29 protein-coding genes and 1 pseudogene are annotated in these 26,506 nt (G+C 69.9%); 18 read left to right on the plus strand and 12 right to left on the minus strand.

Annotated features, from left to right (window positions below; translation table 11 throughout):
* Window positions 1-26: 26 nt before the first annotated feature.
* Window positions 27-1,184 carry a hypothetical protein gene (locus OTB16_RS31255; protein WP_267724732.1) on the minus strand — a complete coding sequence of 386 codons (1,158 nt, stop codon included), beginning with the start codon at window positions 1,182-1,184 and terminating at the stop codon, window positions 27-29.
* Window positions 1,185-1,239: 55 nt separating this feature from the next.
* A complete protein-coding gene (locus OTB16_RS31260) occupies window positions 1,240-1,434 on the minus strand; it encodes a hypothetical protein (protein ID WP_267724734.1) in 195 nt (64 codons plus the stop codon).
* Between the two features lie 294 nt (window positions 1,435-1,728).
* Here OTB16_RS31260 and OTB16_RS31265 point away from each other — a divergent pair, with 294 nt between their 5' ends.
* Entirely contained in the window at window positions 1,729-2,658 is a 930-nt protein-coding gene (locus OTB16_RS31265; protein WP_267724736.1) for a hypothetical protein, read from the plus strand.
* 34 nt (window positions 2,659-2,692) lie between these two features.
* Here the strand turns inward: OTB16_RS31265 and OTB16_RS31270 are convergent, their stop codons facing one another.
* From OTB16_RS31270 to OTB16_RS31300, 7 genes and pseudogenes are all read right to left on the minus strand, one after another.
* The gene (locus tag OTB16_RS31270) at window positions 2,693-3,013 is read right to left on the minus strand and encodes a hypothetical protein (RefSeq protein WP_267724738.1); all 321 of its coding nucleotides are present in this window, start codon (window positions 3,011-3,013) and stop codon (window positions 2,693-2,695) included.
* 113 nt (window positions 3,014-3,126) lie between these two features.
* On the minus strand, window positions 3,127-3,417 hold the full coding sequence (locus OTB16_RS31275; protein ID WP_267724741.1) for a hypothetical protein: 291 nt from the start codon (window positions 3,415-3,417) through the stop codon (window positions 3,127-3,129).
* Between the two features lie 85 nt (window positions 3,418-3,502).
* Entirely contained in the window at window positions 3,503-4,105 is a 603-nt protein-coding gene (locus tag OTB16_RS31280) for a phage tail tube protein (protein ID WP_267724743.1), read from the minus strand.
* 109 nt (window positions 4,106-4,214) lie between these two features.
* Complete coding sequence (locus tag OTB16_RS31285; protein WP_267724745.1) at window positions 4,215-4,625, minus strand: hypothetical protein; 411 nt, start codon at window positions 4,623-4,625, stop codon at window positions 4,215-4,217.
* Between the two features lie 500 nt (window positions 4,626-5,125).
* A pseudogene (locus OTB16_RS39720) lies at window positions 5,126-5,317 on the minus strand (MerR family transcriptional regulator); the annotation flags it as partial.
* A 26-nt stretch (window positions 5,318-5,343) separates the two neighbouring features.
* Entirely contained in the window at window positions 5,344-6,054 is a 711-nt protein-coding gene (locus tag OTB16_RS31295; RefSeq protein WP_267724748.1) for a hypothetical protein, read from the minus strand.
* Window positions 6,047-6,451, minus strand: a complete 405-nt coding sequence (locus tag OTB16_RS31300; RefSeq protein ID WP_267724750.1) for a WhiB family transcriptional regulator — start codon at window positions 6,449-6,451, stop codon at window positions 6,047-6,049. The genes OTB16_RS31295 and OTB16_RS31300 overlap by 8 nt, the downstream gene beginning before the upstream one ends.
* Window positions 6,452-6,786: 335 nt before the next feature.
* Here OTB16_RS31300 and OTB16_RS31305 point away from each other — a divergent pair, with 335 nt between their 5' ends.
* The 5 genes from OTB16_RS31305 to tuf all read left to right on the plus strand — a co-directional run bounded on the left by OTB16_RS31305 (window position 6,787) and on the right by tuf (window position 11,979).
* On the plus strand, window positions 6,787-7,266 hold the full coding sequence (locus OTB16_RS31305; RefSeq protein ID WP_267724753.1) for a helix-turn-helix domain-containing protein: 480 nt from the start codon (window positions 6,787-6,789) through the stop codon (window positions 7,264-7,266).
* 356 nt (window positions 7,267-7,622) lie between these two features.
* Window positions 7,623-7,994, plus strand: coding sequence for a 30S ribosomal protein S12 (gene rpsL / locus OTB16_RS31310; protein ID WP_007265893.1), 372 nt, complete (start codon window positions 7,623-7,625; stop codon window positions 7,992-7,994).
* A 2-nt stretch (window positions 7,995-7,996) separates the two neighbouring features.
* Window positions 7,997-8,467, plus strand: coding sequence for a 30S ribosomal protein S7 (gene rpsG, locus OTB16_RS31315; protein ID WP_267724764.1), 471 nt, complete (start codon window positions 7,997-7,999; stop codon window positions 8,465-8,467).
* Window positions 8,468-8,506: 39 nt separating this feature from the next.
* Entirely contained in the window at window positions 8,507-10,636 is a 2,130-nt protein-coding gene (gene fusA / locus OTB16_RS31320) for an elongation factor G (RefSeq protein ID WP_267724766.1), read from the plus strand.
* Window positions 10,637-10,785: 149 nt separating this feature from the next.
* Window positions 10,786-11,979 carry an elongation factor Tu gene (gene tuf / locus OTB16_RS31325; RefSeq protein ID WP_267725084.1) on the plus strand — a complete coding sequence of 398 codons (1,194 nt, stop codon included), beginning with the start codon at window positions 10,786-10,788 and terminating at the stop codon, window positions 11,977-11,979.
* Between the two features lie 210 nt (window positions 11,980-12,189).
* On the opposite strand, the gene rfbC is transcribed toward tuf, so the two are convergent.
* Window positions 12,190-12,789 (minus strand): dTDP-4-dehydrorhamnose 3,5-epimerase, encoded by a 600-nt coding sequence (gene rfbC / locus OTB16_RS31330; protein WP_267724768.1) that lies wholly within the window; start codon window positions 12,787-12,789, stop codon window positions 12,190-12,192.
* Window positions 12,786-13,661: a glucose-1-phosphate thymidylyltransferase RfbA gene (rfbA, locus tag OTB16_RS31335; RefSeq protein WP_267724769.1), complete on the minus strand. Its 876-nt coding sequence runs from the start codon at window positions 13,659-13,661 to the stop codon at window positions 12,786-12,788. The genes rfbC and rfbA overlap by 4 nt, the downstream gene beginning before the upstream one ends.
* A gap of 82 nt (window positions 13,662-13,743) precedes the next feature.
* On the opposite strand from rfbA, the gene rfbB reads away from it, so the two are divergent.
* The 6 genes from rfbB (at window position 13,744) to OTB16_RS31365 (ending at window position 19,085) form a co-directional block, all read left to right on the plus strand.
* Entirely contained in the window at window positions 13,744-14,721 is a 978-nt protein-coding gene (rfbB, locus tag OTB16_RS31340) for a dTDP-glucose 4,6-dehydratase (RefSeq protein WP_267724770.1), read from the plus strand.
* Window positions 14,718-15,638, plus strand: a complete 921-nt coding sequence (gene rfbD, locus OTB16_RS31345) for a dTDP-4-dehydrorhamnose reductase (protein ID WP_267724772.1) — start codon at window positions 14,718-14,720, stop codon at window positions 15,636-15,638. The genes rfbB and rfbD overlap by 4 nt, the downstream gene beginning before the upstream one ends.
* Entirely contained in the window at window positions 15,635-16,966 is a 1,332-nt protein-coding gene (locus OTB16_RS31350) for a polysaccharide biosynthesis protein (RefSeq protein ID WP_267724773.1), read from the plus strand. Before rfbD ends, OTB16_RS31350 begins: the two co-directional genes overlap by 4 nt.
* Window positions 16,967-17,034: 68 nt before the next feature.
* A complete protein-coding gene (locus tag OTB16_RS31355; protein ID WP_267724775.1) occupies window positions 17,035-17,724 on the plus strand; it encodes a glycosyltransferase family 2 protein in 690 nt (229 codons plus the stop codon).
* Window positions 17,721-18,179, plus strand: a complete 459-nt coding sequence (locus OTB16_RS31360) for a DUF2304 domain-containing protein (protein WP_267724778.1) — start codon at window positions 17,721-17,723, stop codon at window positions 18,177-18,179. The genes OTB16_RS31355 and OTB16_RS31360 overlap by 4 nt, the downstream gene beginning before the upstream one ends.
* A 6-nt stretch (window positions 18,180-18,185) precedes the next feature.
* The gene (locus tag OTB16_RS31365; protein WP_267724781.1) at window positions 18,186-19,085 is read left to right on the plus strand and encodes a glycosyltransferase family 2 protein; all 900 of its coding nucleotides are present in this window, start codon (window positions 18,186-18,188) and stop codon (window positions 19,083-19,085) included.
* 131 nt (window positions 19,086-19,216) lie between these two features.
* On the opposite strand, the gene OTB16_RS31370 is transcribed toward OTB16_RS31365, so the two are convergent.
* A complete protein-coding gene (locus OTB16_RS31370; protein ID WP_267724785.1) occupies window positions 19,217-20,944 on the minus strand; it encodes a hypothetical protein in 1,728 nt (575 codons plus the stop codon).
* A gap of 341 nt (window positions 20,945-21,285) precedes the next feature.
* Between OTB16_RS31370 and OTB16_RS31375 the strand changes: the two genes are divergently transcribed.
* From OTB16_RS31375 to rplB, 6 genes are all read left to right on the plus strand, one after another.
* The gene (locus OTB16_RS31375) at window positions 21,286-23,094 is read left to right on the plus strand and encodes a hypothetical protein (RefSeq protein WP_267724788.1); all 1,809 of its coding nucleotides are present in this window, start codon (window positions 21,286-21,288) and stop codon (window positions 23,092-23,094) included.
* 583 nt (window positions 23,095-23,677) lie between these two features.
* Window positions 23,678-23,986, plus strand: a complete 309-nt coding sequence (gene rpsJ, locus OTB16_RS31380) for a 30S ribosomal protein S10 (RefSeq protein ID WP_003948644.1) — start codon at window positions 23,678-23,680, stop codon at window positions 23,984-23,986.
* A 14-nt stretch (window positions 23,987-24,000) separates the two neighbouring features.
* On the plus strand, window positions 24,001-24,645 hold the full coding sequence (gene rplC, locus OTB16_RS31385) for a 50S ribosomal protein L3 (protein WP_215015311.1): 645 nt from the start codon (window positions 24,001-24,003) through the stop codon (window positions 24,643-24,645).
* Window positions 24,646-24,649: 4 nt separating this feature from the next.
* On the plus strand, window positions 24,650-25,300 hold the full coding sequence (gene rplD / locus OTB16_RS31390; protein ID WP_267724792.1) for a 50S ribosomal protein L4: 651 nt from the start codon (window positions 24,650-24,652) through the stop codon (window positions 25,298-25,300).
* On the plus strand, window positions 25,300-25,623 hold the full coding sequence (rplW, locus tag OTB16_RS31395) for a 50S ribosomal protein L23 (protein ID WP_073912895.1): 324 nt from the start codon (window positions 25,300-25,302) through the stop codon (window positions 25,621-25,623). Before rplD ends, rplW begins: the two co-directional genes overlap by 1 nt.
* Before the next feature lie 40 nt (window positions 25,624-25,663).
* Complete coding sequence (gene rplB / locus OTB16_RS31400) at window positions 25,664-26,500, plus strand: 50S ribosomal protein L2 (protein WP_031146577.1); 837 nt, start codon at window positions 25,664-25,666, stop codon at window positions 26,498-26,500.
* Window positions 26,501-26,506: the final 6 nt, after the last annotated feature.

Genomic DNA, 26,506 nt, shown 5'->3' on the forward strand with positions numbered 1-26,506 from the left:
ACCTCCTTTGTGGGTGGGGTTGCGGATCAGGCGCCGAGGTTGCCGGCGGTGGCCGCGGCGGCCGTGCTGACACCCCGCAGTGCGGGACCCAGGGGGGTGAGGGAGCCGGTGAGGCGACGGGCGGCTTTGTCGAGGCTGTTGGCGGCCCCGGCGGCAGAGCGCATGTCGCCCGACTTGGGGATGTTCTCGGGCTTGAGGTTCCTGATGACGACCTTGAGGCGCAGCAGGGCCTGGGTCGCGGCCCTCACGTCATCGATCTTCAGCCGACCGATCGCGCTGGCGAGCTTCCCGATGGCACCGGCGTAATCGCGGGTCTTCTTGGGGTTCGAGTTGTTCACGGCGCCAGTGATCTTGCTCATACCCCTGGCCACCGAGACCATCGCCTGGTGGTTGATGCCGGTGATGGCCCCGGAGACCGCCTTGACGCCCTCTCCCGCCTTGATCGCCCGGCTCTCGCTCGGCAGCTTCTTGAAGTTCGAGATGAAGTCGGGGGCGTACCTGTTGAACGCCGCCAGGCGAGGGTTCAGCGCTTCGAGCTGCGCCCGCAGCGGTCCGAAGTCCGCGTCGCGCGGGATGGAGGCCATGCCACCGCCAGCGGCCTGCTCACGAGTCGTGATCTGATCCCGGGTCTGACGTTCCCATCTGTTCGTGTCCGGATTCAGGGTGGCGGCCCTGCCGGTCGCGGCGAACTGCGCATCGCGGACGGCTTCGAGCACCGCCCTCTTGAGCCAGATGACCGCGCCGCCGATGGCCAACGGGACGATGAGGCCCAAGGCGGCGTAAAGGGTGTATTCCCACTTGGCCTCGTGGCCCTCGTACCATTTCTCGACTGCGGCGCCGATCCCGTCGAGCCCGCCCGCCTCGAAGAACTCGGACAACGGCTCCTTCTGGAGCTCCTCGTACATCTCCGCGAACCGCTTGACGAAGTCGAACGGCAGCAGGTCGTCAGTGACGACCTTGGGACTGAACGAGATGAGGCTCATCTTGAGCTCGGTGACGGGGAAGACTTCAGTCTTCGGCTGTTTGTCGGGGTCCTTCTCCTGGTGATCCGTGTCGTACTTCGCGGTGACCGCCCAGTTGTAATGGAGGAGCGAAGCCTTGAGCTCCCTGAGCTGCTCGGAGACTTCCCCTATCGTTTCTGCCATGGATTCCTCCGCTTCCGGCCGGTGACGGCCAAGCACCAAGAAGCCCCCGCCGGTCGAACATTGGCGGGGGCTCGGTCGTAAGAAGGGCAGGGGGCTACTGCGTGGGGCGCCGCGACTCGGCGAGGGCGTCGTTCCAGCCCGCCGTGTACGCGCGGGTCTCACGGCTGGTGATCTCGGCGTGCAGGCGGCCGAGGAGCGCCCTCTTGTCGAGGGGGGCGGGTCCGTCCAAGAGCTGGCAGAGGCGGTCGTGGAGCGTGATCTGCGGTGATCCCTCGGCCTGCTGGGTCATGGACGCCTGCCTTCCAGTTACTTGCCCTTGCTGTGTGGTGGCGCCGCGGACGAGGAGCGGGGGCACCAGTTGATCGAACGGGTGTACGAATCGAGTTTGGAACATCCGTTCGTCGTTTGTCGAGCTCGATAGCCCTTATGGCGCGTCCGGGCGCGTCGTCCGAGGGGCTGGTTGAGGCCGGAACAGGGGGTTTCCGGGCGACCGGGTACGCTGGAACCCTGTTCCCCGGCCCGGGAAAACGCGGGTCACGTGGGGCGTGAGGGGAGCCCGGGGGTGGGAAGGCAGTGCTGACGCATGAACAGGAACACCGGGGCCAAGGCGCGTGAGCAAGCCGTCGACTGGCTTGAAATAGCCGCAGACCTGCCTCATCTGTTCGCCAGACTGTCCGAGCTCGTTCACGGAGCGGGCTACGCGCCGGAGGACGTCGTTCTGATACCCCGCTCCGAGCTCGACCGCCGCGAGACCGCCGCCTTCACCGCCGGCTGGGCCGAGGCCATGGCCGAGGACCTGCCCCGCCTGCGGCGCGAGTATGAGAAGCGGATCGCCGAGGCGTACGCCGCCGGTAACTCCGGCCGCCGGGGCGGGCCGAGGGGCCCGGGTCACGGCCAGGGCGCCGAGGTGATCCGGCTGCCGTTCGCCGCGCTGGTCGAGCCGCCCGCTCCGGTGCGCGAGGTCGAGGAGCGCATGCGCCGGGCCCAGGCCCTCCTCGGCAGGCAGTCGGAGACCGGCCACGCCCAGGCCACCGAGGACGACGACCAGGCCGCCGGACGGCCGCGCCGTCATGACGGTCCGGACGCGGCCGAGGAGCTCGCGGGGGTCGAGGAGCAGCCCGCGGACTCCGCGGAGCCCGGCGGGACGGGCGGGCAGGAGCCGCCGGACGCGTCCGGCGGCGAGGGCGGGGCCGTCGGGTCCGACGGGTCCGACGGGTCCGACGACGCGGGCGCCGCGCGCGCGAGCGGGGAGGCGCCGCTCTTCGCCCAGCAGGTCCGCGAGAAGCGGACGCCGCCGACCAGCCGTAAGGTCGTACGCCGCAACGGGCGGCCCATCGTGCCTCCGCTGGAGGCGGTCCCCGCGCAGTCCCGCCCGCACGGGCAGTCCGCGGAGTCCCAGGGGGCCGGCGAGCCCAGGCGGCGGAACCTGACGTCCCGGGCCCGCGCGCTCGCGGAGGACATGGAGACGAAGGCGGGCGGAACCAGGCCCGTGGCCCCGGAGGGCAGCCGCTGACGCGGCGCCCGCCGGGGCCTGGTGTGCGGGGAGCTCAGCCGAAGAACCGGACGAGCTGCTGCGGTGAGGGACCCGGTTCGGCGGCTGCCGGCGGGTCGGCGTCGGCGTCCGCGGCGTCCGCGTCCGGCCCGGCGGCGCCCGAGTCGGGTTTGCCGTTCGGCCGGGGCACCGGTTCCGGTGCCTCCAGCGGCTCGGCGTCCTCCTCGGAGTTGACCGAGGCGAACATCCAGTTCGCTGCCGCGAGATGGTCCACCGTCGCCGCCAGCAGGTGGTCGGTCACCGACCAGTCGGCGGCCTCGCCGAACAGCTCACGGTTGACGGAGCTCTCCCGCGGCAGGTGTTTGACCAGGACCATCAGGCGCCGCGAGGAGAGCTCCCCGCGGTGCCAGTCGAGCAGGTCCTTGCCGTAATAGCGGAGCAGGTCCGCCTCGAGGGCCTCGGCGTGTTCGTCGACGAACTCGACGAGGCTCAGCCTTCCCCCAGGCCGAGCCCGGACTCCTTGCCATAGGCCTCGAGGATCGCGGCGATGTCCTGCATCGTGATGTCGTGCTGCTCGAACTCCGCGAACTGCTTCTCGCCCAGCAGGAGCCGGAGCAGGCCGTCCACGTCGTTGTCGTCGAGCTTGCGCAGCCCCTTGGCGGCGGAGCGGGAGAGCTCGGTGGGGAGGGTGTAGGTCGCGCCGTCCAGCTCGAAGGACCAGGTACGGCCGAGGGCCTCCTGGCGCTGGGCGCGGGCCGCGTTGACGTCGAAGCCTGCCATGGTGATGCGTCTCCTCAGGGTGAGTGGATTCGAGAAGGGGGGAGGGACGGGGCGGCGGAGGGCCGCCCCGCCCCGAGGGGGTGGATCAGACGGCGGCGTACGCGCTGTCCTTCATGACGAAGCTCGCCAGCGGCTTGTCGTCGCCCGCCGTCAGGGCGGTGAAGGTGATGCCCAGCGTGGACGCCGCCTTGCGGGCCAGCTTGATGTCGTCGGAGGCGGTGACCTGGCCGCGCGGGATGTAGAAGCGGTAGGTCACGACCGAGCCGTCACTGGCCTTGGTGTCCGTGAACTCCAGGCCGAGGGCGCGGGCATCGGCCTTCGGGGAGTCCGCGATGTCGTAGCGGTAGATGCCGTTGGACGGGGTGGCCTCGTCGGCCACCGCGCCGCCGCCCATGAAGAACGGCAGGGTGAGCTCGTTGAACTGGAACAGCGAGAACTTCAGGCTCAGGTCCCGGTCGGAGTACGTGAAGTGCACCGGGCTGACGGCCTGCCAGGAGTCGATCGGCTCCAGCTTGTCCTTCTTGGAGAAGGTGACGCCGTCGCTGGTGGTGAAGCCGAGGTCCTTCCAGTTGGCACCCCAGTCGGTGTCCGGCTTGCCGGTGAAGGCGGTCGGCAGCGCGGTGCCGGCGGCGGCGACGAAGAGGCGGCCGCTGCCGGCGACGCGGATCTCGGACGAGTTTCCTGCCATGGTGATGCTTCTCCTTATATAGGGGTCCGCCGCCCCGGACCGCGGGGGAATCCGGGTCCGGGTACGGCAAAGGCCCCGCCGGACGGCAGGGCCTTGGTCTGTGGGGGCGTCAGAAGACGCGTACGGACACCTTGATCACGCAGACGTAGCGGTTCGCGCCGCGGTAGAGGTAGTCCGGCAGCCAGCGCGGGCCGTCCTGCTCCTCGACGTCCGTGAAGGCGTTCGAGCCGATGCTCTTGCCGATCGTGGCGAGCAGCGCGTGCCGGGCGGCGTTGGCCAGGCCGTGCGCGACCGTCTTGCTGGGGCCGTACACCTCCAGCTCGATCAGCGGCTCGTCGACGTGCAGGTCGCTGGTCCAGGCGCCGCCGCGGCGATTGACCAGGACGGCCCTCTGCGTGCCGTCGAACCCGGAGGGCGGGTCGACGGCGACGACGGCCGAGGACAGGGCGGAGTCGGCCTTGAGGACGTCGACGACCAGGGCCTCGACGTCGGGGAAGGCACTCGGAGGAGGAGTGGTCACGACGGTTCACCTCAGCTGGTGGATGGAGGGGATGCCGGGCGGGCCCGAAGGGGGGCGGGGGTCGGGCACCGCCCGGCGGGGGGAGCGGCCGGCCGCCGCCCGTCCTGCGGGCGCAGCTCTGCCGCTGCACCAACTGTGACACGTTGCGTGCGAGCGCGCAACTAAACCGGAGAGGTGGAGCGGACTGGTGCTGAACGCCGGGAAGCGGTGGGAGCCGACGTGGAGCGGTCCGGCCCGGGAGTGGCGGGTGCAGCGTGCGGGCGGGGGTGCGGGTCGTAGAAACGCCGGATGCCCGGCCTCCGGAAGGGAGGCCGGGCATCCGGCGCGACGGGGACGGGCGGGGGAGCGTGGAGCAGAAGGTGCGGGTGGCGCGGGCGGCCGGGGCCGGGGGATCAGGCCCCGCCCGGTCGGGACGTAGGCACGGGCTCCGCGCCACGCCCGGGCCGCTCCGCCTGCCGTACGGGTACGGGTGCGGGTGCGGGTGCGGGTGCGGGCTCGGCCCGCGCCGGCGGCCGCTGCGCCCGGCGGCTGGCGTCGCGCTCCGCGGCGAAGACGTCCTCCAGCCGGAACAGCTGGGCCCGGCCGGCCTTGCCGGCCGCGGTCAGCCGCCCCAGCTGGACCCACTTGCGGATGGTGGCCGGGGCCACACCCGCCTCGTGCGCGGCCAGCGGTCCCGGGACCAGGGCGGGCAGTGGAAGGGAGAGGGGAGCGGGAGGAGTCACTGCGGAATGCCTTCCATCGCGGAGTCGATTTCCTCGGCACGGCATCCCGCCGCGGCGACCAGCTCGGCCCACTCGTCCTCGGGCCACAGGTGGCGGTAGGCCGGGTCGTCGCGGCAGCCGCACTCCTCGTCGGTACAGCGGCACGCCGGGTTGACGCACAGCACGGCCCGGCGGTCCGGGAAGGCGCGCAGCGAGACCGAGTCGCACCTCGGGCACCGTCCGGACACCCGCACCACCTGTTCGGTGTCCCCGAGCGCGCGGGCGCAGCGGCGGGCCATGCGACGCGTCTCGTCCCGTACGTGCCGGGACAGGACGGAGTACGCCGCGACCTCGTCGAGCAGGGCGGCGAGCCGGCGCAACCGTTCCGGCACCAGCGCACGCCGGGGGCGCGGGACACCGAGCCGGGCGCAGACGGCCTCCTCCAGCTCGACCACGCCGTCGGTGATGTCGCGAATGGCGTCTGAGACGTGCAGCCGCAGCGGCGCGGCACTGCGCCCGGGGACGGCCAGGCCATGGCTCTGCTGGAGGAGCAGGGCCTCGCGCCGCTCCTCCCGTACGAGCGCGTCGTCGCGCGGGCCGCGCTGGGCGGGGACCGCGGTGGTGAACGGCGCGGCGCGGCCGGGGGCCAACTCCTCGCACAGCTCGGGGAAGTGCCGGATCAGCGAGGCGATCCAGAGGGCGCTGTCGGTTGTGGTCTGGTCAGTCACGGAGGCTCCCGGAGGAAGAGGGGACGGCTGCGGGACGGCCGTTGCGCCACAGCCGGCCGCCGCAGACTCCGTCGAACAGGCTCTCGGCCGGGGCCACGGCCTGCACGCACTCGCGCCGGACCGGGCAGACGGCGCAGGCCCGCAGCGCGGGGGCGGCGTCCTTGATCCGCCGGGCGAAGACGACGGCCGGCGACAGGTCCCTGCACGCGGCGGAGGCCCGCCAGTGCCAGGGCCCGGCACGGTGTACGGCCGCCGGCTCGGCGGGCAGGCACGGCTCACCGGTCGGTGGGACCGGTGCGGTCGCGGCAGCCGCTGCCGACGCGGCGGACGCGGCGGACGCGGCGGACGGCGCGCCGGACACGGACACCTCGGGCACCGGCACGCCGGATCCGGGCACGCCGGGCACGGTCGCACCGGACTCGAACCCGGGTACGGACGTCGTCAGGGCGGTGGGGCGGATGGTGTGACCCGGTGTGCGACCGGGCTGCGCGGACGGCGCCGGCGGTGCCGGAGGGCAGGGCCGGGCTGGGGACAGAGCGAGGGACATGGCGACTCCGCGACGGTGGGACTGCCGTGGCTCACGGCGCGCCCACTGTGACACGTTGCGTGCGAGCGCGCAATTAATATCTCCGACCGCAAGGTGCGCCGCATTGGTGGAAGGTATAATTCTGTGCGCGCAAGCACGCTAAGCTGTGATCTCATGGAGCGGACTGCGGACTTGAGGAGCGGCACATGAGCACTCACGAACTGGACGCGTTCGCGGCCTGGATCGAAGGCCTGATGCGGGAGCGCGGATACGACATCGACGCGCCCAGGGGCGGCGGCAAGTCGAGGATCGCCGACGAGGCCGGGGTCCACCGGGCGGCCGTCACGCGGCTGCTCCAGCGGCAGAGCATGCCCGACCTGGAGACCATGCGCCGGATCGCCCCGCTGCTCGGTGTCTCGGTGCGCGACATGCTGGTCAGGTCCGGCCGGGTGAGCCCCGAGGAGCTGCCGCTCGCCTCCCAGAGCCTGCCGCCCGGGGGCAGGCCCACGACCATCGAGGACTTCGCCCGCTGGCTGGGGGTTCCCGAGAGCCGCCGCGAGGTCTTCGGCAAGGTGGTCAGCCAGTTCCTGGAGCCGGACGCCCCGGCCGCCGGGAAGGACGCCTCCGCCGAGGCGGCCGCCGACGCGCCGGCCGCCGCGGAGGGCCGCCGCCGGGCGCGGGACTGACCCCGTCCGGCCGCCGGTCCCAGGCCGCTGCGGGGCCCGTGCGGCGGCGACGCGCCCGCCCGGCCGGCGCCCCGCCCCGGGCGGGCCGGGGCGCTCCCGCTTGCGCCTGGTGTGTTTTCGTGCTGGGCATTTGTTTTGACCTACCTCTGTGAGGTAGGTACGCTCTGACCTTGTGCCTGGGGTGTGCCTAGGCTCTTGTGCGTGTCCATCAACCGCATGTGAGCCGCATCGGCCGCCGCGATCCAAGCGTTTCCGTGTCCGCACGGAGGTCCGCCGGATCCGACACACCCGACCGCGTGGGTCGGCAAATGTTCCAGGTTAGCTTCACTACACGGCACACAGAAACCGGAGAAGTAGTGCCTACGATCCAGCAGCTGGTCCGGAAGGGCCGGCAGGACAAGGTCGAGAAGACAAAGACCCCCGCGCTTGAGGCTTCGCCCCAGCGTCGCGGCGTCTGCACGCGAGTGTTCACGACCACCCCGAAGAAGCCGAACTCGGCGCTCCGTAAGGTCGCGCGTGTGCGTCTGACCTCCGGCATCGAGGTCACGGCCTACATTCCGGGTGAGGGACACAACCTGCAGGAGCACTCGATCGTGCTCGTGCGTGGTGGCCGTGTGAAGGACCTGCCGGGTGTTCGTTACAAGATCATCCGCGGTGCGCTTGACACCCAGGCTGTCAAGAACCGCAAGCAGGCCCGCAGCCGCTACGGCGCCAAGAAGGAGAAGTAAGAATGCCTCGTAAGGGCCCCGCCCCGAAGCGCCCGGTCATCATCGACCCGGTCTACGCATCTCCTCTGGTGACGTCGCTCATCAACAAGATCCTCATGAACGGCAAGCGCTCCACCGCCGAGCGCATCGTTTACGGCGCCATGGAAGGCCTCCGCGAGAAGACCGGTGCTGACCCGGTCATCACGCTGAAGCGCGCGCTCGAGAACGTCAAGCCGTCCCTCGAGGTCAAGTCCCGCCGTGTCGGTGGCGCCACCTACCAGGTGCCGATCGAGGTCAAGCCCGGTCGCGCGGCTACCCTCTCGCTGCGCTGGATCGTGGGCTACTCCCGCGCCCGTCGCGAGAAGACCATGACCGAGCGCCTCATGAACGAGCTCCTCGACGCCTCGAACGGCCTCGGTGCGGCCGTCAAGAAGCGTGAGGACACGCACAAGATGGCCGAGTCCAACAAGGCCTTCGCGCACTACCGCTGGTAGTCCCACCCCACATCGAGACCGAGAGAAGACCGAAGCCTTATGGCTACCACTTCGCTTGACCTGGCCAAGGTCCGCAACATCGGGATCATGGCCCACATCGACGCGGGCAAGACGACCACCACCGAGCGCATCCTGTTCTACACCGGTGTGTCGTACAAGATCGGTGAGGTCCACGACGGCGCCGCCACGATGGACTGGATGGAGCAGGAGCAGGAGCGTGGTATCACCATCACGTCTGCCGCGACGACCTGCCACTGGCCTCTTGACGAGGTCGACCACACCATCAACATCATCGACACCCCGGGTCACGTCGACTTCACCGTCGAGGTGGAGCGTTCGCTCCGCGTCCTCGACGGCGCCGTCACCGTGTTCGACGGTGTCGCCGGTGTGGAGCCGCAGTCCGAGACGGTCTGGCGTCAGGCAGACCGCTACGGCGTTCCGCGCATCTGCTTCGTCAACAAGCTGGACCGCACCGGCGCCGAGTTCCACCGCTGTGTCGAGATGATCGAGTCGCGCCTCGGCGCGGTTCCGATCGTCATGCAGCTCCCCATCGGTGCCGAGATGGACTTCCAGGGCGTTGTCGACCTGGTCACCATGAAGGCGTTCGTCTGGTCCGCCGAGGCGACCAAGGGCGAGATGTACGACATCGTCGACATCCCGGCCACGCACACCGAGGCCGCCGAAGAATGGCGCGCCAAGCTCATCGAGCAGGTGTCCGAGAACGACGACGAGCTCATGGAGCTGTTCCTGGAGGGCACCGAGCCCTCCGTCGAGCAGCTGCACGCCGCCGTCCGTCGCATCATCATCGGCTCGGGCAAGGGTGACGGCGCCACGATCACCGCGGTGTTCTGTGGCACGGCGTTCAAGAACAAGGGCGTTCAGCCCCTGCTCGACGCCGTCATCCGCTACCTCCCGTCGCCCCTGGACATCGAGGCCATCGAAGGCCACGACGTCAGGGACGCCGAGGTCGTCGTGAAGCGCAAGCCCTCGGACGACGAGCCGCTCTCGGCTCTGGCGTTCAAGATCATGCGCGACCCGCACCTCGGGAAGCTCACCTTCGTCCGGGTTTACTCGGGCCGCCTGGAGGCCGGCACCGCGGTGCTGAACTCCGTCAAGGGCAAGAAGGAGCGCATCGGCAAGATCTACCGCATGCACGCGAACAAGCGTGAAGAGATCGCTGCGGTGGGCGCCGGCGACATCGTCGCCGTCATGGGCCTGAAGCAGACCACCACCGGTGAGACGCTGTGTGACGACAAGGCACCCGTGATCCTGGAGTCCATGGACTTCCCGGCTCCGGTCATCCAGGTCGCCATCGAGCCCAAGTCCAAGGGTGACCAGGAGAAGCTGGGTGTCGCCATCCAGAGTCTCGCGGAGGAGGACCCCTCCTTCCACGTTCACTCGGACGAGGAGACCGGCCAGACCATCCTCGGCGGTATGGGCGAGCTGCACCTCGAGGTGCTGGTCGACCGTATGAAGCGCGAGTTCAAGGTCGAGGCCAACGTCGGCAAGCCGCAGGTCGCGTACCGTGAGACGATCCGCAAGACCGTCGAGCGTCACGACTACACCCACAAGAAGCAGACCGGTGGTACCGGTCAGTTCGCCAAGGTGCAGATCGCGATCGAGCCGATCCTCGAGGCCGACGGTCCGGCGTACGAGTTCGTGAACAAGGTCACCGGTGGCCGCATCCCGAGGGAGTACATCCCCTCGGTCGACGCGGGTGCGCAGGAAGCCATGCAGTTCGGCATCCTCGCCGGCTACGAGATGACTGGCGTCCGCGTCATTCTTCTCGACGGTGGCTACCACGAGGTCGACTCCTCGGAGCTCGCCTTCAAGATCGCCGGTTCGCAGGCCTTCAAGGAAGCCGCGCGCAAGGCGTCTCCCGTACTCCTCGAGCCGATGATGTCCGTTGAGGTCACCACGCCCGAAGAGTCCATGGGCGATGTCATCGGTGACATCAACTCCCGCCGTGGCCAGATCCAGGCCATGGAGGAGCGTCACGGCGCTCGTCTCGTGAAGGGCCTCGTGCCGCTTTCGGAGATGTTCGGCTACGTCGGAGACCTCCGCAGCAAGACCTCGGGTCGCGCCAGCTACTCGATGCAGTTCGACTCCTACGCCGAGGTTCCCCGGAACGTCGCTGAGGAGATCATCGCGAAGGCCAAGGGCGAGTAACTCTTCCGAGTACACGCTTTAGGCTTGTCACCGGAGCCTCTGGGACAACAGGAGCAACCCTCCCGTTGTCCCGGGGGAACCGGCTATCCAGCAAAGATCACCTGGCGCCGATGAGCAAGGCGTACAGAACCACTCTCCAGGAGGACCCCGTGGCGAAGGCGAAGTTCGAGCGGACTAAGCCGCACGTCAACATCGGCACCATTGGTCACATTGACCACGGTAAGACGACCCTTACGGCCGCCATTACCAAGGTGCTGCACGACGCGTACCCGGACCTGAACGAGGCCTCGGCCTTCGACCAGATCGACAAGGCTCCCGAGGAGCGCCAGCGCGGTATCACCATCTCGATCGCGCACGTCGAGTACCAGACCGAGGCGCGTCACTACGCCCACGTCGACTGCCCGGGTCACGCTGACTACATCAAGAACATGATCACCGGTGCCGCGCAGATGGACGGTGCCATCCTCGTGGTCGCCGCCACCGACGGCCCGATGCCGCAGACCAAGGAGCACGTGCTCCTGGCCCGCCAGGTCGGCGTCCCCTACATCGTCGTCGCCCTGAACAAGGCCGACATGGTGGACGACGAGGAGATCCTGGAGCTCGTCGAGCTCGAGGTCCGCGAGCTGCTCTCCGAGTACGACTTCCCGGGCGACGACCTGCCGGTCGTCCGCGTCTCCGCGCTGAAGGCGCTCGAGGGCGACAAGGAGTGGGGCGAGAAGCTTCTCGGCCTCATGGCCGCCGTCGACGAGGCGATCCCGACCCCGCCGCGTGACACCGAGAAGCCGTTCCTCATGCCCGTCGAGGACGTCTTCACGATCACCGGTCGCGGTACGGTCGTCACCGGCCGTATCGAGCGTGGTGTCCTGAAGGTCAACGAGACCGTCGACATCATCGGTATCAAGGAAGAGAAGACCACCACCACGGTCACCGGTATCGAGATGTTCCGCAAGCTGCTCGACGAGGGCCAGGCGGGCGAGAACGTCGGTCTGCTCCTCCGTGGCATCAAGCGCGAGGACGTCGAGCGCGGCCAGGTCATCATCAAGCCGGGCTCGGTCACCCCGCACAAGGAGTTCGAGGCTCAGGCCTACATCCTGTCGAAGGACGAGGGTGGCCGTCACACCCCCTTCTTCAACAACTACCGTCCGCAGTTCTACTTCCGTACCACGGACGTCACGGGTGTCGTCACCCTGCCGGCCGGCACGGAGATGGTCATGCCGGGCGACAACACCGAGATGACGGTCGCGCTGATCCAGCCGGTCGCCATGGAGGAGGGCCTGAAGTTCGCCATCCGTGAGGGTGGTCGTACCGTGGGCGCCGGCCAGGTCACCAAGGTCAACGCCTAGTCGTTGATCTGACCTGGTAGCCCGTTCACCGGGCACCGAGTCGCACTGAAGGGCCCCGCCCCACCGCTTCGGCGGTGGGCCGGGGCCCTTCGGCGTTCCCCGGTACGGACACCGCCGGGTACGGACACCGCCGGGCACGACGAAAGGAGGGCCGCACCCCCGCGCGGGGGTGCGGCCCTCCTTTCGTGTAAGGCCGGCCGGCGGCGGGGGTCAGACCACCCGGAGCGACTCGGTGAACGCCTTGCAGGCCGCGTAGTCCGGCAGCAGCCCCGTCGCGATGGCGTCGGCCAGCGAGGGGGCGGCCTCGTCGCGGGCGGACAGCTGCGGGACCTCGGCCGGCCACTCGATGCCCAGATCGGGGTCGAGGGGGTGCACCGCGTGCTCGCCCGTCGGGTTGTACGGCTCCGAGCAGAGGTACGAGAGCGTGGCGTCGTCGCTGAGCGCGCAGAACCCGTGGCCCAGGCCCTCGGAGATGTAGACGGCGCGGCGGTCGGTGTCGTCCAGCCGTACGCCCTCCCACTGCCCGAAGGTGGGGGAGCCGACCCGGAGGTCGACGATGACGTCGAGCACGGCGCCGCGCACGCAGCTCACGTACTTGGCCTGGCCGGGCGGCACGTCGGCGAAGTGGATGCCGCGGACCACGTCGCGGGAGGAGACCGAGAGGTTGCCCTGCGCCAGGTTCAGCGGGTGTCCGACCACCGCGGACAGCTTGTCGAAGCGGTACCACTCGGTGAACAGGCCGCGCGGATCGCCGTGCAGCTGCGGGGTGATCTCGAAGGCGCCCTCGATGGACAGCTCGCGGAACTTCATCGCGCGGCCTCCTCGTCGAGCAGGGTCAGCAGGTAGTCGCCGTAACCGCTCTTCGTCAGCGGCTCGGCGAGCGCGCGCAGCTGCGCGGAGTCGATCAGGCCGGCCCGCCAGGCCGCCTCCTCTATGCAGCCGATCTTGAAGCCCTGACGCTCCTCGATCACGCGCACGAACTCCGAGGCCTGCACCATCGACACGAAGGTGCCGGTGTCCAGCCAGGCGGTGCCGCGGTCGAGGATCGTGACGTTCAGCTCGCCGGCCTGGAGGTACGCGTCATTGACCGCGGTGATCTCCAGCTCGCCGCGCGCGCTGGGCTTCAGCCCGCGGGCTATCTCGACGACGCGGTTGTCGTAGAAGTACAGACCCGGCACGGCGTAGCGGGACTTGGGCTTCTCCGGCTTCTCCTCGATGGAGATGGCCTGGCCCTTGTCGTCGAACTCGACCACGCCGTACGCGGTCGGATCGGCCACCGGGTACGCGAACACCCGGCCGCCCCGGGACCCGGTGTGCTGGGCGAGCCGGGTGCCGAGGCCGCTGCCGTGGAAGATGTTGTCGCCGAGGATCAGCGCGACCGAGTCGTCACCGATGAAGTCCGCACCGAGGACGAAGGCCTGGGCGATGCCCTCCGGGCGCTCCTGGACGGCGTACTCCAGCCGGAGGCCGAACTGGGAACCGTCGCCGAGCAGCCGCTCGAACTGGGTGCGGTCCTCCGGGGTGGTGATGATCAGGATCTCGTTGATGCCCGCCATCACCAGGGTGGAGAGGGGGTAATAGATCATCGGCTTGTCGAATACGGGCAGCAACTGCTTCGAGACTGCCCGGGTCAGCGGCCAGAGCCGCGATCCGGTCCCACCGGCCAAAAGGATTCCACGCATGGGGAGAAGCCTATGCGAGAGCGCGTGCGAGGGCGGAGCCACGTGCCTGTGACGTTCGGCAGGCGGCTAGACTCTTCGTATTATGCGCATCCTTGTGACCGGCGGCGCCGGCTTCATCGGTTCAGAGTTCGTCCGGCAGCAGCTCGGCGCAGATGCGTCCGCGCGGATCACGGTCTTCGACAAGCTGACCTATTCCGGCGTCGAAGCCAACCTGGCGCCCGTAGCCGACCACCCCGGATACACGTTCGTCAAGGGTGACATCTGCGACCCCGAGGCCGTGGACCAGGTGATGCCCGGTCACGACGTGATCGTGCACTTCGCCGCCGAGTCGCACGTGGACCGCTCCATCGCGGGCGCGGGCCCCTTCGTGCTGACCAACGTCGTCGGCACCCAGGTCCTGCTGGACGCCGCCCGCAAGCACGGCGTCGGCCGCTTCGTGCACATCTCCACCGACGAGGTCTACGGCTCGATCAGCGAGGGCTCCTGGACCGAGGAGTGGCCGCTGGTGCCGAACTCCCCGTACTCCGCCTCGAAGGCCTCCTCCGACCTGCTCGCGCTGGCCTACCACCGCACCCACGGCATGGACGTGGTGGTCACGCGCTGCTCCAACAACTACGGGCACTACCAGTTCCCGGAGAAGGTCATCCCGCTGTTCGTCTCGAACCTGATGGACGGCCGCAAGGTCCCGCTGTACGGCAACGGCGGCAACATCCGCGACTGGCTGCACGTCTCCGACCACTGCCGCGGCATCGACCTGGCGATGCGCAAGGGCCGCGCCGGCGAGGTCTACAACATCGGCGGCGGCACCGAGCTCACCAACAAGGAGCTCACCGGCGTCCTGCTGGAGGCAGCGGGTCTCGGCTGGGACATGGTCGAGCCGGTCGAGGACCGCAAGGGCCACGACCTGCGCTACTCGATCGACATCGGCAAGATCGGCGAGGAGCTGGGCTACGCCCCGCAGGTCACCTTCGAGGACGGCATCAAGGCCACCGTCGACTGGTACCGCGAGAACCGCGCCTGGTGGGAGCCGCTGAAGGCTAAGGCGGCGCTGCAGAAGTGACCGCGAACTCCGGTACCCCCCGCTGGCTGGTGACCGGCTCCGCCGGGATGCTGGGCCAGGACGTCCTGTCCGAGCTCAAGGACGCCGGTGCCGAAGCCGTGGGCCTGAGCCGCGCCGACCTGGACATCACCGACCCGGCGGCCGTCCGCGCCGCCGTCGAGGGTGCCGCCGTGGTCGTCAACTGCGCCGCCTGGACCGACGTGGACGGCGCCGAGACGGCCGAGGAGGCCGCCACCGCCGTCAACGGCACCGGCGTACGCGTCCTGGCCGAGGCCTGCGCCGAGGCCGGCGCGCGCCTGCTCCAGGTCTCCACCGACTACGTCCTGCCCGGGGACGCGGAACTGCCGTACGCGGAGTCCGCCCCGACCGGCCCGGTCAACGCCTACGGGCGCGGCAAGCTGGCCGGCGAGCAGGCCGTCGCCGAACTCCTGCCGCGGGACGGCTACGTGGTCCGTACGGCCTGGCTGTACGGGGAGCACGGCCCGAACTTCGTCGCCACCATGCTGAAGCTGGCCGCCCAGCGGGACACTTTGGACGTCGTCGACGACCAGCACGGGCAGCCCACCTGGACCCGCGCGCTGGCCGCCCGTCTCGTCGAGCTCGGCACGGCCGCGCTCGACGGCCGCGCCCCGGCCGGCGTCTACCACGGCACCGCGAGCGGCCGCACCACCTGGTGCGGGCTGGCCCGCGAGACCTACCGGCTGAGCGGTCTCGACCCCGAGCGCATCCGGCCGACCACCTCTGAGGCCTTCGTACGCCCCGCCGCCCGGCCGGCGTTCAGCGTGCTCGCGCACGACCGCTGGGCCGAAGCGGGCCTGGCCCCGCTCGCCGACTGGCGCGAGCAGCTGGCCGACGCGCTGCGCACCCCCGTCTTCACCGCACTGGCAGGCCCGGCCCGGGACGGCAGTTCGGGATGAAGGCCCTGCTCCACAAGCTGACCGCCGCGCTGCCGCCGGGCACCGCGGCGGTGGCCGGCGGCACCGTCGTGCTCGGCGCCGCCTCCTACGTCCACCTGGGCGTGGCCGGGCACAGCCTGTCCGAGGACGCCATGGCGAACGTCTCCGTGCTGTGGACGATCGTGATGTCGGTCGGCATCGGCCTGTTCTTCCCCATCGAGCAGGAGCTCACCCGGATCGTCTCGGCCCGCGTGGTGCAGGGCAAGGGCGCGGGCCCCGTCCTGCGCCGGGCCGCCTGGCTGACCGCGGCGGTCCTCGGCGTCACCCTGCTCGCGCTCGGCCTCGCCGCGGCCCCGCTCGCCGACCTGCTGTTCGGCGGCGACCGCGAACTGGTGGCGGCCCTCGGCGGAGCCTTCACCGGCATGGCCGCCTGCTACCTGACCCGGGGACTGCTGGCCGGCCTCGGCCGCTTCCCGGCGTACGGCACCCAACTCGCCGTCGACGGCGGCCTGCGCATCGCGCTCGCCTTCGGCTGCGCGCTCCTCGGCCTGCACTCGGCACTCGCCTTCAGCCTCGTCCTGGCCGTCGCCCCCGTCGTCGCGACGCTGGTCACGCTGCCCGCGCTGCTGCGCGCCACCGGCCCCGGCGAGCAGATCGCCTGGCGGGAGCTGTGCGGCGGACTCGGCCTGCTGGTCTGCGCGACCCTGCTGTCCCAGGTGGTCGTCAACGCCGCCGTGATGAGCACCAAGCTGCTGGCTCCCGCCGACAGCGTGCTCATCGGCGCCCTGTTGAACGCGCTGGTGCTGGCCCGCGTACCGCTCTTCGTCTTCGGCTCGCTCCAGGCCTCCCTGCTGAGCGGGCTCAGCGCCGCCTTCACCGCCGGCGACCGGGCCGCCTTCTGGGCGATGCTCCGCCGGATCGGCAAGGTCGTCGGGCTGCTCGGGCTGGTCGGCGGGGTGCCCGCGACCGTGCTCGGCCCGTGGCTCATCGAGGTCCTGTTCGACGCCAAGCCGCGGCTGGGCTGCTTCGAGTTCTTCCTGATGTCCGCCGGCACCGTCGCGTACATGCTCGCCATGGTCCTCGGCCAGGCGCTGATGGTGTTCAAGCGGCACAACCTGCAACTGCTGTGCTGGGCCGGCGGTACCGCGGTGCTGCTGGCCGTCACCTTCGTACCCGGAGACGTGGCGATGCGCGTGATCGTCGCGTACGCGCTCGGCTCCGTCGCCACCGTGCTCGGTATGCTTGCCGCGCTGAGGCTGAACTTTCCGGGAGCGGCTTCCGCCGCCGCGGAAGGGCCTGGGCACACGGGCGCCGCCAGCCGGCTGGGTGCTGGTGCGGCCGGAAAATGACCATGCCGGCCCCTGACGCCACCTTGATCACCGAGCACTCGCATGTGCCACATTCTGTTGGAGCTACCGTGTCCCAATACGACGATGTCTGGCTGGTCATACCGGCCTATAACGAGGGCCAGGTGATCGCCGACGTGGTCGAGGGGGCCCGCAAGACGTTCCCCAACATCGTCGTCGTCGATGACGGAAGCACGGACGACTCGGCGGAGCACATAGCCTCCACCGGCGCCCACTTGGTCCGTCACCCGGTCAACCTCGGTCAGGGCGCGGCCCTGCAGACCGGTCTCACGTACGCCCTCGCGCAGCCCGGCGCCCGGTACTTCGCGACCTTCGACGCCGACGGCCAGCACCAGACCAAGGACGTCGAGACGATGGTCGGCGTCCTGCGCGCCGACGAGGCGGACGTCGTCCTCGGCTCCCGGTTCATCGAGCAGAACGGCCAGGTGCCGTGGATCAAGCAGGTCGTGCTGCGCACGGCGGCCGCCGTGAGCCCGACCGCCCGGAAGCTGAAGCTCACCGACGCGCACAACGGCCTGCGCGTCCTCGGCCGCGCGGCCGCGGCGCAGCTCAGCATCACCATGAACGGCATGGCCCACGCGTCCGAGATCGTCGGCTTCCTGGCCGGATCCGGACTGCGGGTCACCGAGGTGCCGGTAGACATCCTCTACACCGACTACTCGCGCGCCAAGGGTCAGTCCCTGATCAACGGCGTCAACATCATCTTTGACATTTCCCTGCGGGAGCGTGGACGTCGATGAAGTACTTCTGGATCCAGCTGCTGCTGATCCTGGGCTCCGTGTCCATGGCACTGATGTTCATACGGACGTGGAGCCAGGCGAAGAACCGCGCCTGGAAGCGCATCGCGTTCTCGGTGTTCGTCGTCGTCAACGTGTACGCGGTGCTGCGCCCGACGGACGTCACCTGGCTCGCCCAGCAGCTCGGCGTCGGCCGGGGCACCGACCTGGTGCTGTACGTGATGGTGATGGCGATGGGGTTCCTGACCCTCAACACCTTCCTGCGCTTCCGCTCCCTCGAGAAGAAGATCACGGACCTGGCGCGGACCGTGGCCATCAGCGAGGGCCTCCGGCACAACGACGCCCGCCTCGGCCAGGACGCCGCGGCACCGGCAGCGGCAGCCGCTGCGGCCGCGACCGTCCCGGAGCCGGGCCCGGCCGCTGACTCCGACTCCGCCTCCGACTCCGTGAAGGCCTGACGCTCCATGGTGACGTTCGACTTCATGCTCCCCTACTACGGGGACGTGCGGCTGATGCAGGATGCCGTCCGCAGCGTCCTGGCCCAGACCGACCGGGAGTTCCGGCTCGTCGTCATCGACGACGGCCGCGAGGCGGAGGTGCCCGGCTGGTTCGAGGGGCTCGGCGACGACCGGGTGCACTACACCCGCAACGCGCACAACCTCGGCATCACCAAGAACTTCCAGAAGTGCGTCGAGCTCTCCGAGGCCGACTACGTCGTCATCATGGGCTGCGACGACCTGCTGCACCCGGACTACCTGAAGACGGTGCGCGGCCTCGCCGAGGCCACCCCCGGCATCGGCATGGTCCAGCCCGGCGTCGAGGTCATCGACGGCTCCGGCCGGGTCACCCAGGGCCTGGCGGACAACACCAAGAAGCGGCTCTACCAGCCGCAGGTCAAGGGCACCCGGCTGATGGCCGGCGAGGAGCTGGCCGCCAGCGTGCTGCGCGGAAACTGGCTCTACTTCCCGTCGATCGCCTGGCGCGGCGAGGCGCTGCGCAAGGTGAGCTTCCGTGACGACTACTCGGTGATCCAGGACCTGGCGCTCGTCGTCGACCTCCTGGAGGCCGGCGAGCGCATGGTCGTCGACAACTCGGCCACCGTCTTCCAGTACCGGCGCCACGCCGTCAGCGAGTCGTCGGTCCAGGCGTTCTCCGGCACCCGCTTCACCGAGGCCGCCCGCTACTTCCACGCGGTGGCCGAGCGGATGGACGCGCGCGGCTGGCCCAAGGCGGCCCGCGCGGCGCGCTTCCACAGCGCGTCCCGCCTGCACGCGCTCACCATGCTGCCCGGCGCCCTGCGCCGCCGGCACAGCGAGGGCGTACGCGCCCTGGCCCGGCACGCCTTCACCTCGGGCCAGAGCTGAACGACCGCGCGTAGTACGACGCGTGCGGTGCGAGGTGCGCGGTGCGAGGTGCGCGGTACGACGCGGGGAAACGACAACGGCCCGCCTCCGGTTCATCCGGAGGCGGGCCGTTCCTCATGTCCGGGCGGCGGTCACTTCGGGGTGACCGACAGGGCCGGCGGCGGCGTCAGCCGCTCGAAGGGCTTCTGCACCGCCGGCGGGCGGTACGGGCCGCGCAGCGGCGGAACGTACGGCGAGCACTCGCCCTTGACCGCGTAGCGGGGGCACTGGCCGTCCGCCTGCCGGATGTTGTGCGAGAACCAGGCGAACTGCCCGGAGGAGTTCAGCCCGGGGTCCTGCGGCATGTACGCGTTGACCGTCGCCGAGCCCGCCAGGCCGAAGAGCAGCCCGAGCGCGCAGAGCGCGCCGACGACGCCGGCCCGGGGCCGCCGCGAGGCGGCGGTCCGCCGCGCACCGCCCCGCAGCGCCGCCTCGTGCAGGCGCAGCCAGACCCGGACCCGCTTGCCGGCGTAGTACAGCGCCAGTCCGGTCAGGGCGATCAGGCAGTACATCAGCTGGTGGCTGGTCCGCGGGTAGAGCTGGACGGCCTGGTCGCGCTCCATGTGCGCGGCGTACCAGTAGCGCAGCAGGAACGCGCTCGCGGTGCAGGCGGCGAGGGTGAGCACCATGGGCTGGCGCAGGCCGAGGGTGAGGGCCACGCCCAGACCGGCCACCAGGACGAGGGTGAACAGCCCGACGCCGGCGAGTTCGCCGGGCGGCGGCCAGCCGAGGCTGCGCAGCGGGCCCGGGGTCCCGGAGGCCCACATGGTGAAGTAGGCGGGGTCGACCCAGGTGTCGAAGTAGAAGTACGCGTCCTTCGTCGTAGCGCCGGAGCCGAGCAGGCGTACGAGGTACGTGCCGGCCAGCGCGAGGAAGACGGCCAGGGCGGACGCCAGCGGCACCAGCCCGTCCACCAGCCCGCGGATCCCGCCGGACCGGGCGAGGCCCGCGAGCACCATCGCGAACAGCACGACCACGCCGACCGAGGACCAGAGGAACCAGCCCGAGTACAGCAGGAACATCACGGCCAGCAGCAGGCCGAGCCCGGCCCCCGTCGCCGCCGACCGCCTCCTGCCCAGCTCGGTGGAGTGCAGCACCACGTCGCACATCTTGGCGAAGACCGGGATCACCACGGCGAGGACGAGCGCGGAGTACGGCTTGTACGGGTCGATCACCGGCAGCGTCGCGGTCACCCCGATGCCGAGCGCCCACAGCGGGGGCAGCAGCATCCGCCAGGCCATGTAGACGGCCGGCCCGGACAGGGCGAGGAAGCCGATCATCACCCACTTCGTGGCCTTCCCCATGTCGCCGTCGAAGAACAGCTCGGAGGTCCAGGCCAGCAGGTGCGGGAAGCCAGGCGGGTACATCGCGGGGAGGGCGACGCCGTCGATGACGTCGTACGCCCACTGCTGGAGGTTGCCGACGTCGCCCCAGTTCGCGTAGATCGGCCAGGCCGTACCGCGCAGGGAGACCACGTTGCCGGCCGCGATCACGGCGGTGGCCAGGCCGGCCACCGCGGCGGCGCCGAAGCGGGTGGCGGCGCCCGGCTTCCACCGGGAGACCAGCAGGTACAGCAGCACCGTCAGGGCCATCATGACCATCAGCCGCAGCTGGATCCCGGCCAGTCCGCTGACCTGCCCGATCCGGTCCATCGGGTTGATCCGGATCCGCAGGCACAGCCACAGCAGGAGCGCGGCGGAGGCGAGGGAAACGGCTCCCTCGGCCAGGCTGAGGGCGAAGGTACGTCGGAGGCCGCCGCTCGGGCGGCGCGGGGCCCTCTTTTCCGCGGCCGGGGCCGACGAGGGAGCGGTCACTATCATGTTCCGTTCACCATACCGGCCGCCGATCCCCGGCCACGAGGCCCGGGAGCGGGCGGGCGGCGCCGCAGGGGCCGGTGCCCCCTTGGTACGGTGACGCCGGGGGGACGTACGCGCATGCCGCGCCGCCGTGCCCCGGCCGCGCGCTCCGGCGCATCACGGCCGCACCACGGTCACACCTGCCTGTGCACCGCTACCGCACCGCACCCCACGCGTCTGATCGCACGGGATGGCGGCGCGCCGCGGTCAACGCGAGGACGCCCGCACGTCTGCGCGGACATCGAACAGCAGACAGACGCCCCGGGCCCCACCCGCGGTTCGTATCGCGACGGAAATGGACTGAGATGACGAATCTGGCCCCCGAGGCGGTCGGAGAGGCCGACTCCGCGCCCGCCCGGAGCGGGACGGCGAAGGGCGGGCCCGCCCCGTCCCCGTCCTCCTCGCGCGTCCGCGCGTGGATGGCCAAGCGCTGGGTGCTGATCCTCGCCGAGGCCCTGGTCAGCGTCGTGGCGGCACTCGGCTACACGCTGCTGTGCTCGCGCATCGGCGTCAACCCGCTCAACCGCATCGGCCAGGTCAGCGGCCTCGCCAAGATGCAGGAGTACGCGGCCCTGGTCGGCCTGCCGCTCCTCGCAGTGCTCCTCTACACCGCGTACCGCGGGCGCCTCGCCCGCCACCAGCTGGTGAAGCGCATGGTCTGCGCGGCCCTGGCCGGCCTGTCCACCGGCGTGGTGGCCGGCGGCGTCGTCGTCGCCCTGAACGGAACGCCCTGGCCGCTCGGCGGCCAGGAGGGCGACCCGAGCGTGCTGGTGGAGATGGCCAACTCGTTCCTCGCCGGCGAGAGCATGTCGGGCATCTACCCGCCCGGCTTCCCCGGCCTGATGGCCGTGTGGGCCAAGCTCCGCTACGGCGGCCTCGGCGGGAACGGCTTCGCCCTCCACGACTTCCAGATCTTCTTCAGCGCCCTGGTCGGCCCGATGGCCTACCTGTCCTGGCGGCTGCTGCTGCGCCCCTTCTGGGCGCTGCTCATCGCCGTCCCGGCCTCCGTGCTGTTCCTCGACCCGATCCGCCCGTACAGCCACGTCGTCATGATCGTGCTGCTGCCGCTCCTCGGCTACTGCCTGCTGGAGCTGCGCAAGGCGGGCGCGCGCTCGGTGAAGTCCGTCCTGCTCCGCGGCGCGGGCATGGGCGTGATCTTCGGCGTGCTGTTCCTCTGGTACTCCGGCTGGTACGTGTGGGCCGCCCCCGGCGTGGGCCTGCTCTTCCTCTTCCTCTTCCCCTGGCGGGCGGGCGCGCCCGTGGTCAAGCGGGCCGCGGCGTACGTGGGAGCCGTCCTGGTCACCGCCGGCGCGATCGGCGCCCCGCTGCTCTACCAGATGGCCCGGCTCGGCGCGCAGACGCCGGACCGCTACGCCTACCTGACGGTGTACGTGGACCCGGCGTACGTCATGGGCTGGTCCTCCGACCGGTCGGGCAAGCTGACGTACCAGGACTGGCCGGTCTCCGGCGAGATGGCGGGCCAGAGCGGCTTCACGCTGCTGCTGCTCCTCGGCGTGGGCCTCGGAGTCGGCCTCGGGCTGCGGCACATCATGGTGCGCACCGCGGCGGCGACGCTCGCCGGTGCCTGGCTGGCGCGCTTCTGGTTCGCCTCCAACATGGCGCAGGAGAAGGCCGTTCAGCTCTTCCCGCGGACCACGTGGATCATCATGTACTGCCTGATGATCCTGTGCGTACTGGGCATGATGGCCCTGGTCCAGCGGAGTTCGGGCTGGGCCGAGCGCACCCTGCGCCCGGCCGGCGCCGACCCGGCGGTGCGGGTCGTTCCGCGCCGGGTGGTGCAGCAGCTCTCGGCCGGGATGGTGTGCGCGGTCGCCCTGTTCGCCACGATGGGCGCGTCCTGGTCGGTCAACCGGTACATGCCGACGCCCGAGTCGACCAACACGATGGGCCTCGACGCCTGGCGCGCGCACGAGATCAAGAAGGCGAACGGCCAGTGCCCGCGCTTCTCGCCGGTCAAGAACTGCGCCGAGCCCAAGGTCAAGCTGTGGAAGCAGCAGAAGGACGAGGGCGGCATCTTCTGTGCCGGCATCTCCGCCGAGGAGTGGCTCACGGTGTGCGGCCGCAAGCCGCCGTGGAAGGCGCCCTGGGAGTAGGACGCGTACGGGCCCGCCCAGGGCCCCGCGTCCACGCCGGGTGGCGAGCTGTTCCACCGGGTGAACCGAGCCCCTGTGGCAGAGGCCCCGCACCACGCGTGCGGGGCCTCACCGCTGTCCGGCGGGCCGGCGGCGCTGCCGGGGCGCGGGTCGTTTGACCACGCAGCGTGGCGGGGTACTCTCTTCCGCCCGATTGGCCAGGTACGTGCCTCGTATGGCAGACTACTCAAGTTGCTCGGCTGAGTGCCGATGCTGCGCGCCTCCCGCCGGGAGGACCGGAAGCGAGTCCCACAGTACTCGTCGTCCTTAATCTGCCTTTCGGGGCAGCAATGAGGACGGACGTACGGGAATCTTCTGGGAAGTGTCAGCACGGCGCACACCAGGCGCTCGGTGGGTGTTTCTCCCCCGCAACGCGGTCTCAGGGACCGCACCCCCTTGGAGAGGGAATTTCCGTATGGGAATTTTCTGTAGAGGGAGTGCGACACGCCCGACCGCGTGGGTCGGAGGGGAAGCCGCGGGATCGATCCCGCAGCCGATCGAGGGCCAGAGCGTTTCCACATAGAGACAGGACTACGGAGTAGCCATGGCGGGACAGAAGATCCGCATCCGGCTCAAGGCCTACGACCACGAGGTCATCGATTCCTCGGCGAAGAAGATCGTCGAGACGGTGACGCGCACTGGTGCGTCGGTCGCGGGCCCGGTGCCGCTGCCCACTGAGAAGAACGTGTACTGCGTCATCAAGTCGCCGCACAAGTACAAGGACTCGCGCGAGCACTTCGAGATGCGCACGCACAAGCGCCTGATCGACATCCTCGACCCGACCCCCAAGACCGTTGACTCGCTGATGCGCCTGGACCTTCCGGCCGGCGTTGACATCGAGATCAAGCTCTGAGAGGCGTCGAGAAGATGGCAAAGCAGATCAAGGGCGTCCTGGGCGAGAAGCTCGGCATGACCCAGGTCTGGGACGAGAACAACCGTGTCGTCCCGGTCACCGTGGTCAAGGCCGGACCCTGCGTCGTTACCCAGGTCCGTAAGAACGACATCGACGGCTACGAGTCGGTCCAGATCGCCTTCGGCGAGATCGACCCGCGCAAGGTGAACAAGCCCCTCAAGGGCCACTTCGCCAAGGCCGACGTGACCCCGCGCCGCCACCTGGTGGAGCTCCGCACCTCCGACGCCAGCGAGTACACGCTCGGCCAGGAGATCACTGCCGCTGTGTTCGAGTCGGGCGTCAAGGTTGACGTCACGGGCAACAGCAAGGGCAAGGGCTTCGCCGGTGTCATGAAGCGTCACAACTTCAAGGGCCTCGGTGCCGGTCACGGCGTCCAGCGCAAGCACCGCTCCCCCGGTTCGATCGGTGGCTGCGCCACCCCTGGGCGTGTCTTCAAGGGCATGCGCATGGCCGGTCGTATGGGTAACGAGCGCGTCACCACCCAGAACCTGACCATCCACGCGGTTGACGCGGAGAAGGGTCTGCTCCTCATCAAGGGCGCGGTCCCCGGTCCGAACGGCGGCCTCGTCCTGGTCCGTACCGCGGCCAAGGGGGCTTGAGGTAATGAGCACCATTGACATCCTTTCGCCGGCAGGCGACAAGGCCGGTACCGTCGAGCTCCCCTCGGAGATCTTCGACGCGAAGACCAGCGTTCCGCTGATCCACCAGGTCGTTGTCGCCCAGCTGGCAGCTGCCCGTCAGGGCACGCACAAGACCAAGCGTCGTGGCGAAGTCCGTGGTGGTGGCCGCAAGCCGTACCGCCAGAAGGGCACCGGCCGCGCGCGTCAGGGTTCGACCCGAGCCCCGCAGTTCGTCGGCGGTGGCGTCGTCCACGGCCCGCAGCCGCGTGACTACTCCCAGCGGACCCCGAAGAAGATGAAGGCCGCCGCACTCCGCGGTGCCCTCTCGGACCGTGCGCGTCACTCCCGCATCCACGTCGTCACCGGCGTGGTCGAGGGTTCCGCTTCCACGAAGGCCGCCAAGACGCTGTTCGGCAAGATCTCGGAGCGCAAGAACCTGCTCCTGGTCGTCGAGCGCGCCGACGAGGCCGCGTGGCTGTCCGCCCGCAACCTGCCCCAGGTTCACATCCTGGAGCCGGGCCAGCTGAACACGTACGACGTGATCGTCTCTGACGACGTGGTCTTCACTCAGGCCGCTTTCGAGTCCTTCGTGTCTGGCCCCAAGGCCGATGAGACCGAAGGGAGCGACGCCTGATGTCTGAGGCGACCGTTACCAGCAAGACCTTCACTGACCCGCGCGACCTGCTGATCAAGCCGGTTGTCTCGGAGAAGAGCTACGCGCTGCTCGACGAGAACAAGTACACGTTCATCGTCGCGCCCGGCGCCAACAAGACCCAGATCAAGCAGGCCGTCGAGGCGGTCTTCTCGGTCAAGGTCACCGGGGTCAACACGATCAACCGTCAGGGTAAGCGCAAGCGCACCAAGACCGGTTTCGGCAAGCGTGCGAACACCAAGCGCGCCATCGTGACCCTCGCTGAGGGCGACCGAATCGACATCTTCGGCGGCCAGGGCTCCTAACGGAGTCCTGAGTCGTCCGGAATCGGACGAGGACTGAGAAATGGGTATCCGCAAGTACAAGCCGACGACCCCGGGCCGTCGTGGCTCCAGCGTCGCCGACTTTGTCGAGATCACGCGGTCCACGCCGGAGAAGTCGCTGGTTCGCCCGCTGCACAGCAAGGGCGGCCGTAACAACACCGGTCGGATCACTGTTCGCCACCAGGGTGGTGGACACAAGCGCGCCTACCGCGTGATCGACTTCCGTCGTCACGACAAGGACGGCGTGCCGGCGAAGGTCGCGCACATCGAGTACGACCCCAACCGCACGGCGCGCATCGCGCTGCTGCACTACGCCGACGGCGAGAAGCGCTACATCATCGCGCCGAAGAGCCTGAAGCAGGGCGACCGGATTGAGAACGGCCCCACGGCCGACATCAAGCCCGGAAACAACCTGGCACTCCGCAACATCCCGGTCGGTACCACGATCCACGCGATCGAGCTCCGTCCCGGTGGCGGCGCCAAGTTCGCCCGCTCCGCCGGTGCGTCCGTGCAGCTGCTCGCGAAGGAGGGCGTCATGGCCCACCTCCGCATGCCGTCCGGCGAGATCCGTCTCGTCGACGCCCGCTGCCGCGCCACGGTCGGCGAGGTCGGCAACGCCGAGCAGTCGAACATCAACTGGGGCAAGGCCGGCCGCATGCGCTGGAAGGGCGTTCGCCCGTCCGTCCGCGGTGTCGCGATGAACCCGGTCGACCACCCGCACGGTGGTGGTGAGGGCAAGACCAGTGGTGGTCGCCACCCGGTCTCCCCGTGGGGTCAGAAGGAGGGTCGTACTCGCTCGCCGAAGAAGGCTTCGAGCAAGTACATCGTCCGCCGCCGCAAGACGAACAAGAAGCGCTAGGAGCGG

The organism is Streptomyces antarcticus, assembly GCF_026627255.1.
GTDB lineage: Bacteria > Actinomycetota > Actinomycetes > Streptomycetales > Streptomycetaceae > Streptomyces > Streptomyces antarcticus.

Coding starts and splice junctions, on each gene's coding strand:
- rplW (WP_073912895.1), top strand. CDS start 25,300: ATGTCTGAGGCGACCGTTACCAGCAAGACCTTCACTGACCCGCGCGAC.
- rplB (WP_031146577.1), top strand. CDS start 25,664: ATGGGTATCCGCAAGTACAAGCCGACGACCCCGGGCCGTCGTGGCTCC.
- rfbB (WP_267724770.1), top strand. CDS start 13,744: ATGCGCATCCTTGTGACCGGCGGCGCCGGCTTCATCGGTTCAGAGTTC.
- OTB16_RS31275 (WP_267724741.1), bottom strand. CDS start 3,417: ATGGCAGGCTTCGACGTCAACGCGGCCCGCGCCCAGCGCCAGGAGGCC.
- fusA (WP_267724766.1), top strand. CDS start 8,507: ATGGCTACCACTTCGCTTGACCTGGCCAAGGTCCGCAACATCGGGATC.
- OTB16_RS31350 (WP_267724773.1), top strand. CDS start 15,635: ATGAAGGCCCTGCTCCACAAGCTGACCGCCGCGCTGCCGCCGGGCACC.
- rplD (WP_267724792.1), top strand. CDS start 24,650: ATGAGCACCATTGACATCCTTTCGCCGGCAGGCGACAAGGCCGGTACC.
- OTB16_RS31265 (WP_267724736.1), top strand. CDS start 1,729: ATGAACAGGAACACCGGGGCCAAGGCGCGTGAGCAAGCCGTCGACTGG.
- OTB16_RS31370 (WP_267724785.1), bottom strand. CDS start 20,944: ATGATAGTGACCGCTCCCTCGTCGGCCCCGGCCGCGGAAAAGAGGGCC.
- OTB16_RS31365 (WP_267724781.1), top strand. CDS start 18,186: ATGGTGACGTTCGACTTCATGCTCCCCTACTACGGGGACGTGCGGCTG.
- rfbA (WP_267724769.1), bottom strand. CDS start 13,661: ATGCGTGGAATCCTTTTGGCCGGTGGGACCGGATCGCGGCTCTGGCCG.
- OTB16_RS31260 (WP_267724734.1), bottom strand. CDS start 1,434: ATGACCCAGCAGGCCGAGGGATCACCGCAGATCACGCTCCACGACCGC.
- OTB16_RS31305 (WP_267724753.1), top strand. CDS start 6,787: ATGAGCACTCACGAACTGGACGCGTTCGCGGCCTGGATCGAAGGCCTG.
- rplC (WP_215015311.1), top strand. CDS start 24,001: ATGGCAAAGCAGATCAAGGGCGTCCTGGGCGAGAAGCTCGGCATGACC.
- rpsG (WP_267724764.1), top strand. CDS start 7,997: ATGCCTCGTAAGGGCCCCGCCCCGAAGCGCCCGGTCATCATCGACCCG.
- rfbC (WP_267724768.1), bottom strand. CDS start 12,789: ATGAAGTTCCGCGAGCTGTCCATCGAGGGCGCCTTCGAGATCACCCCG.
- OTB16_RS31375 (WP_267724788.1), top strand. CDS start 21,286: ATGACGAATCTGGCCCCCGAGGCGGTCGGAGAGGCCGACTCCGCGCCC.
- OTB16_RS31360 (WP_267724778.1), top strand. CDS start 17,721: ATGAAGTACTTCTGGATCCAGCTGCTGCTGATCCTGGGCTCCGTGTCC.
- OTB16_RS31270 (WP_267724738.1), bottom strand. CDS start 3,013: ATGGTCCTGGTCAAACACCTGCCGCGGGAGAGCTCCGTCAACCGTGAG.
- rpsJ (WP_003948644.1), top strand. CDS start 23,678: ATGGCGGGACAGAAGATCCGCATCCGGCTCAAGGCCTACGACCACGAG.
- OTB16_RS31280 (WP_267724743.1), bottom strand. CDS start 4,105: ATGGCAGGAAACTCGTCCGAGATCCGCGTCGCCGGCAGCGGCCGCCTC.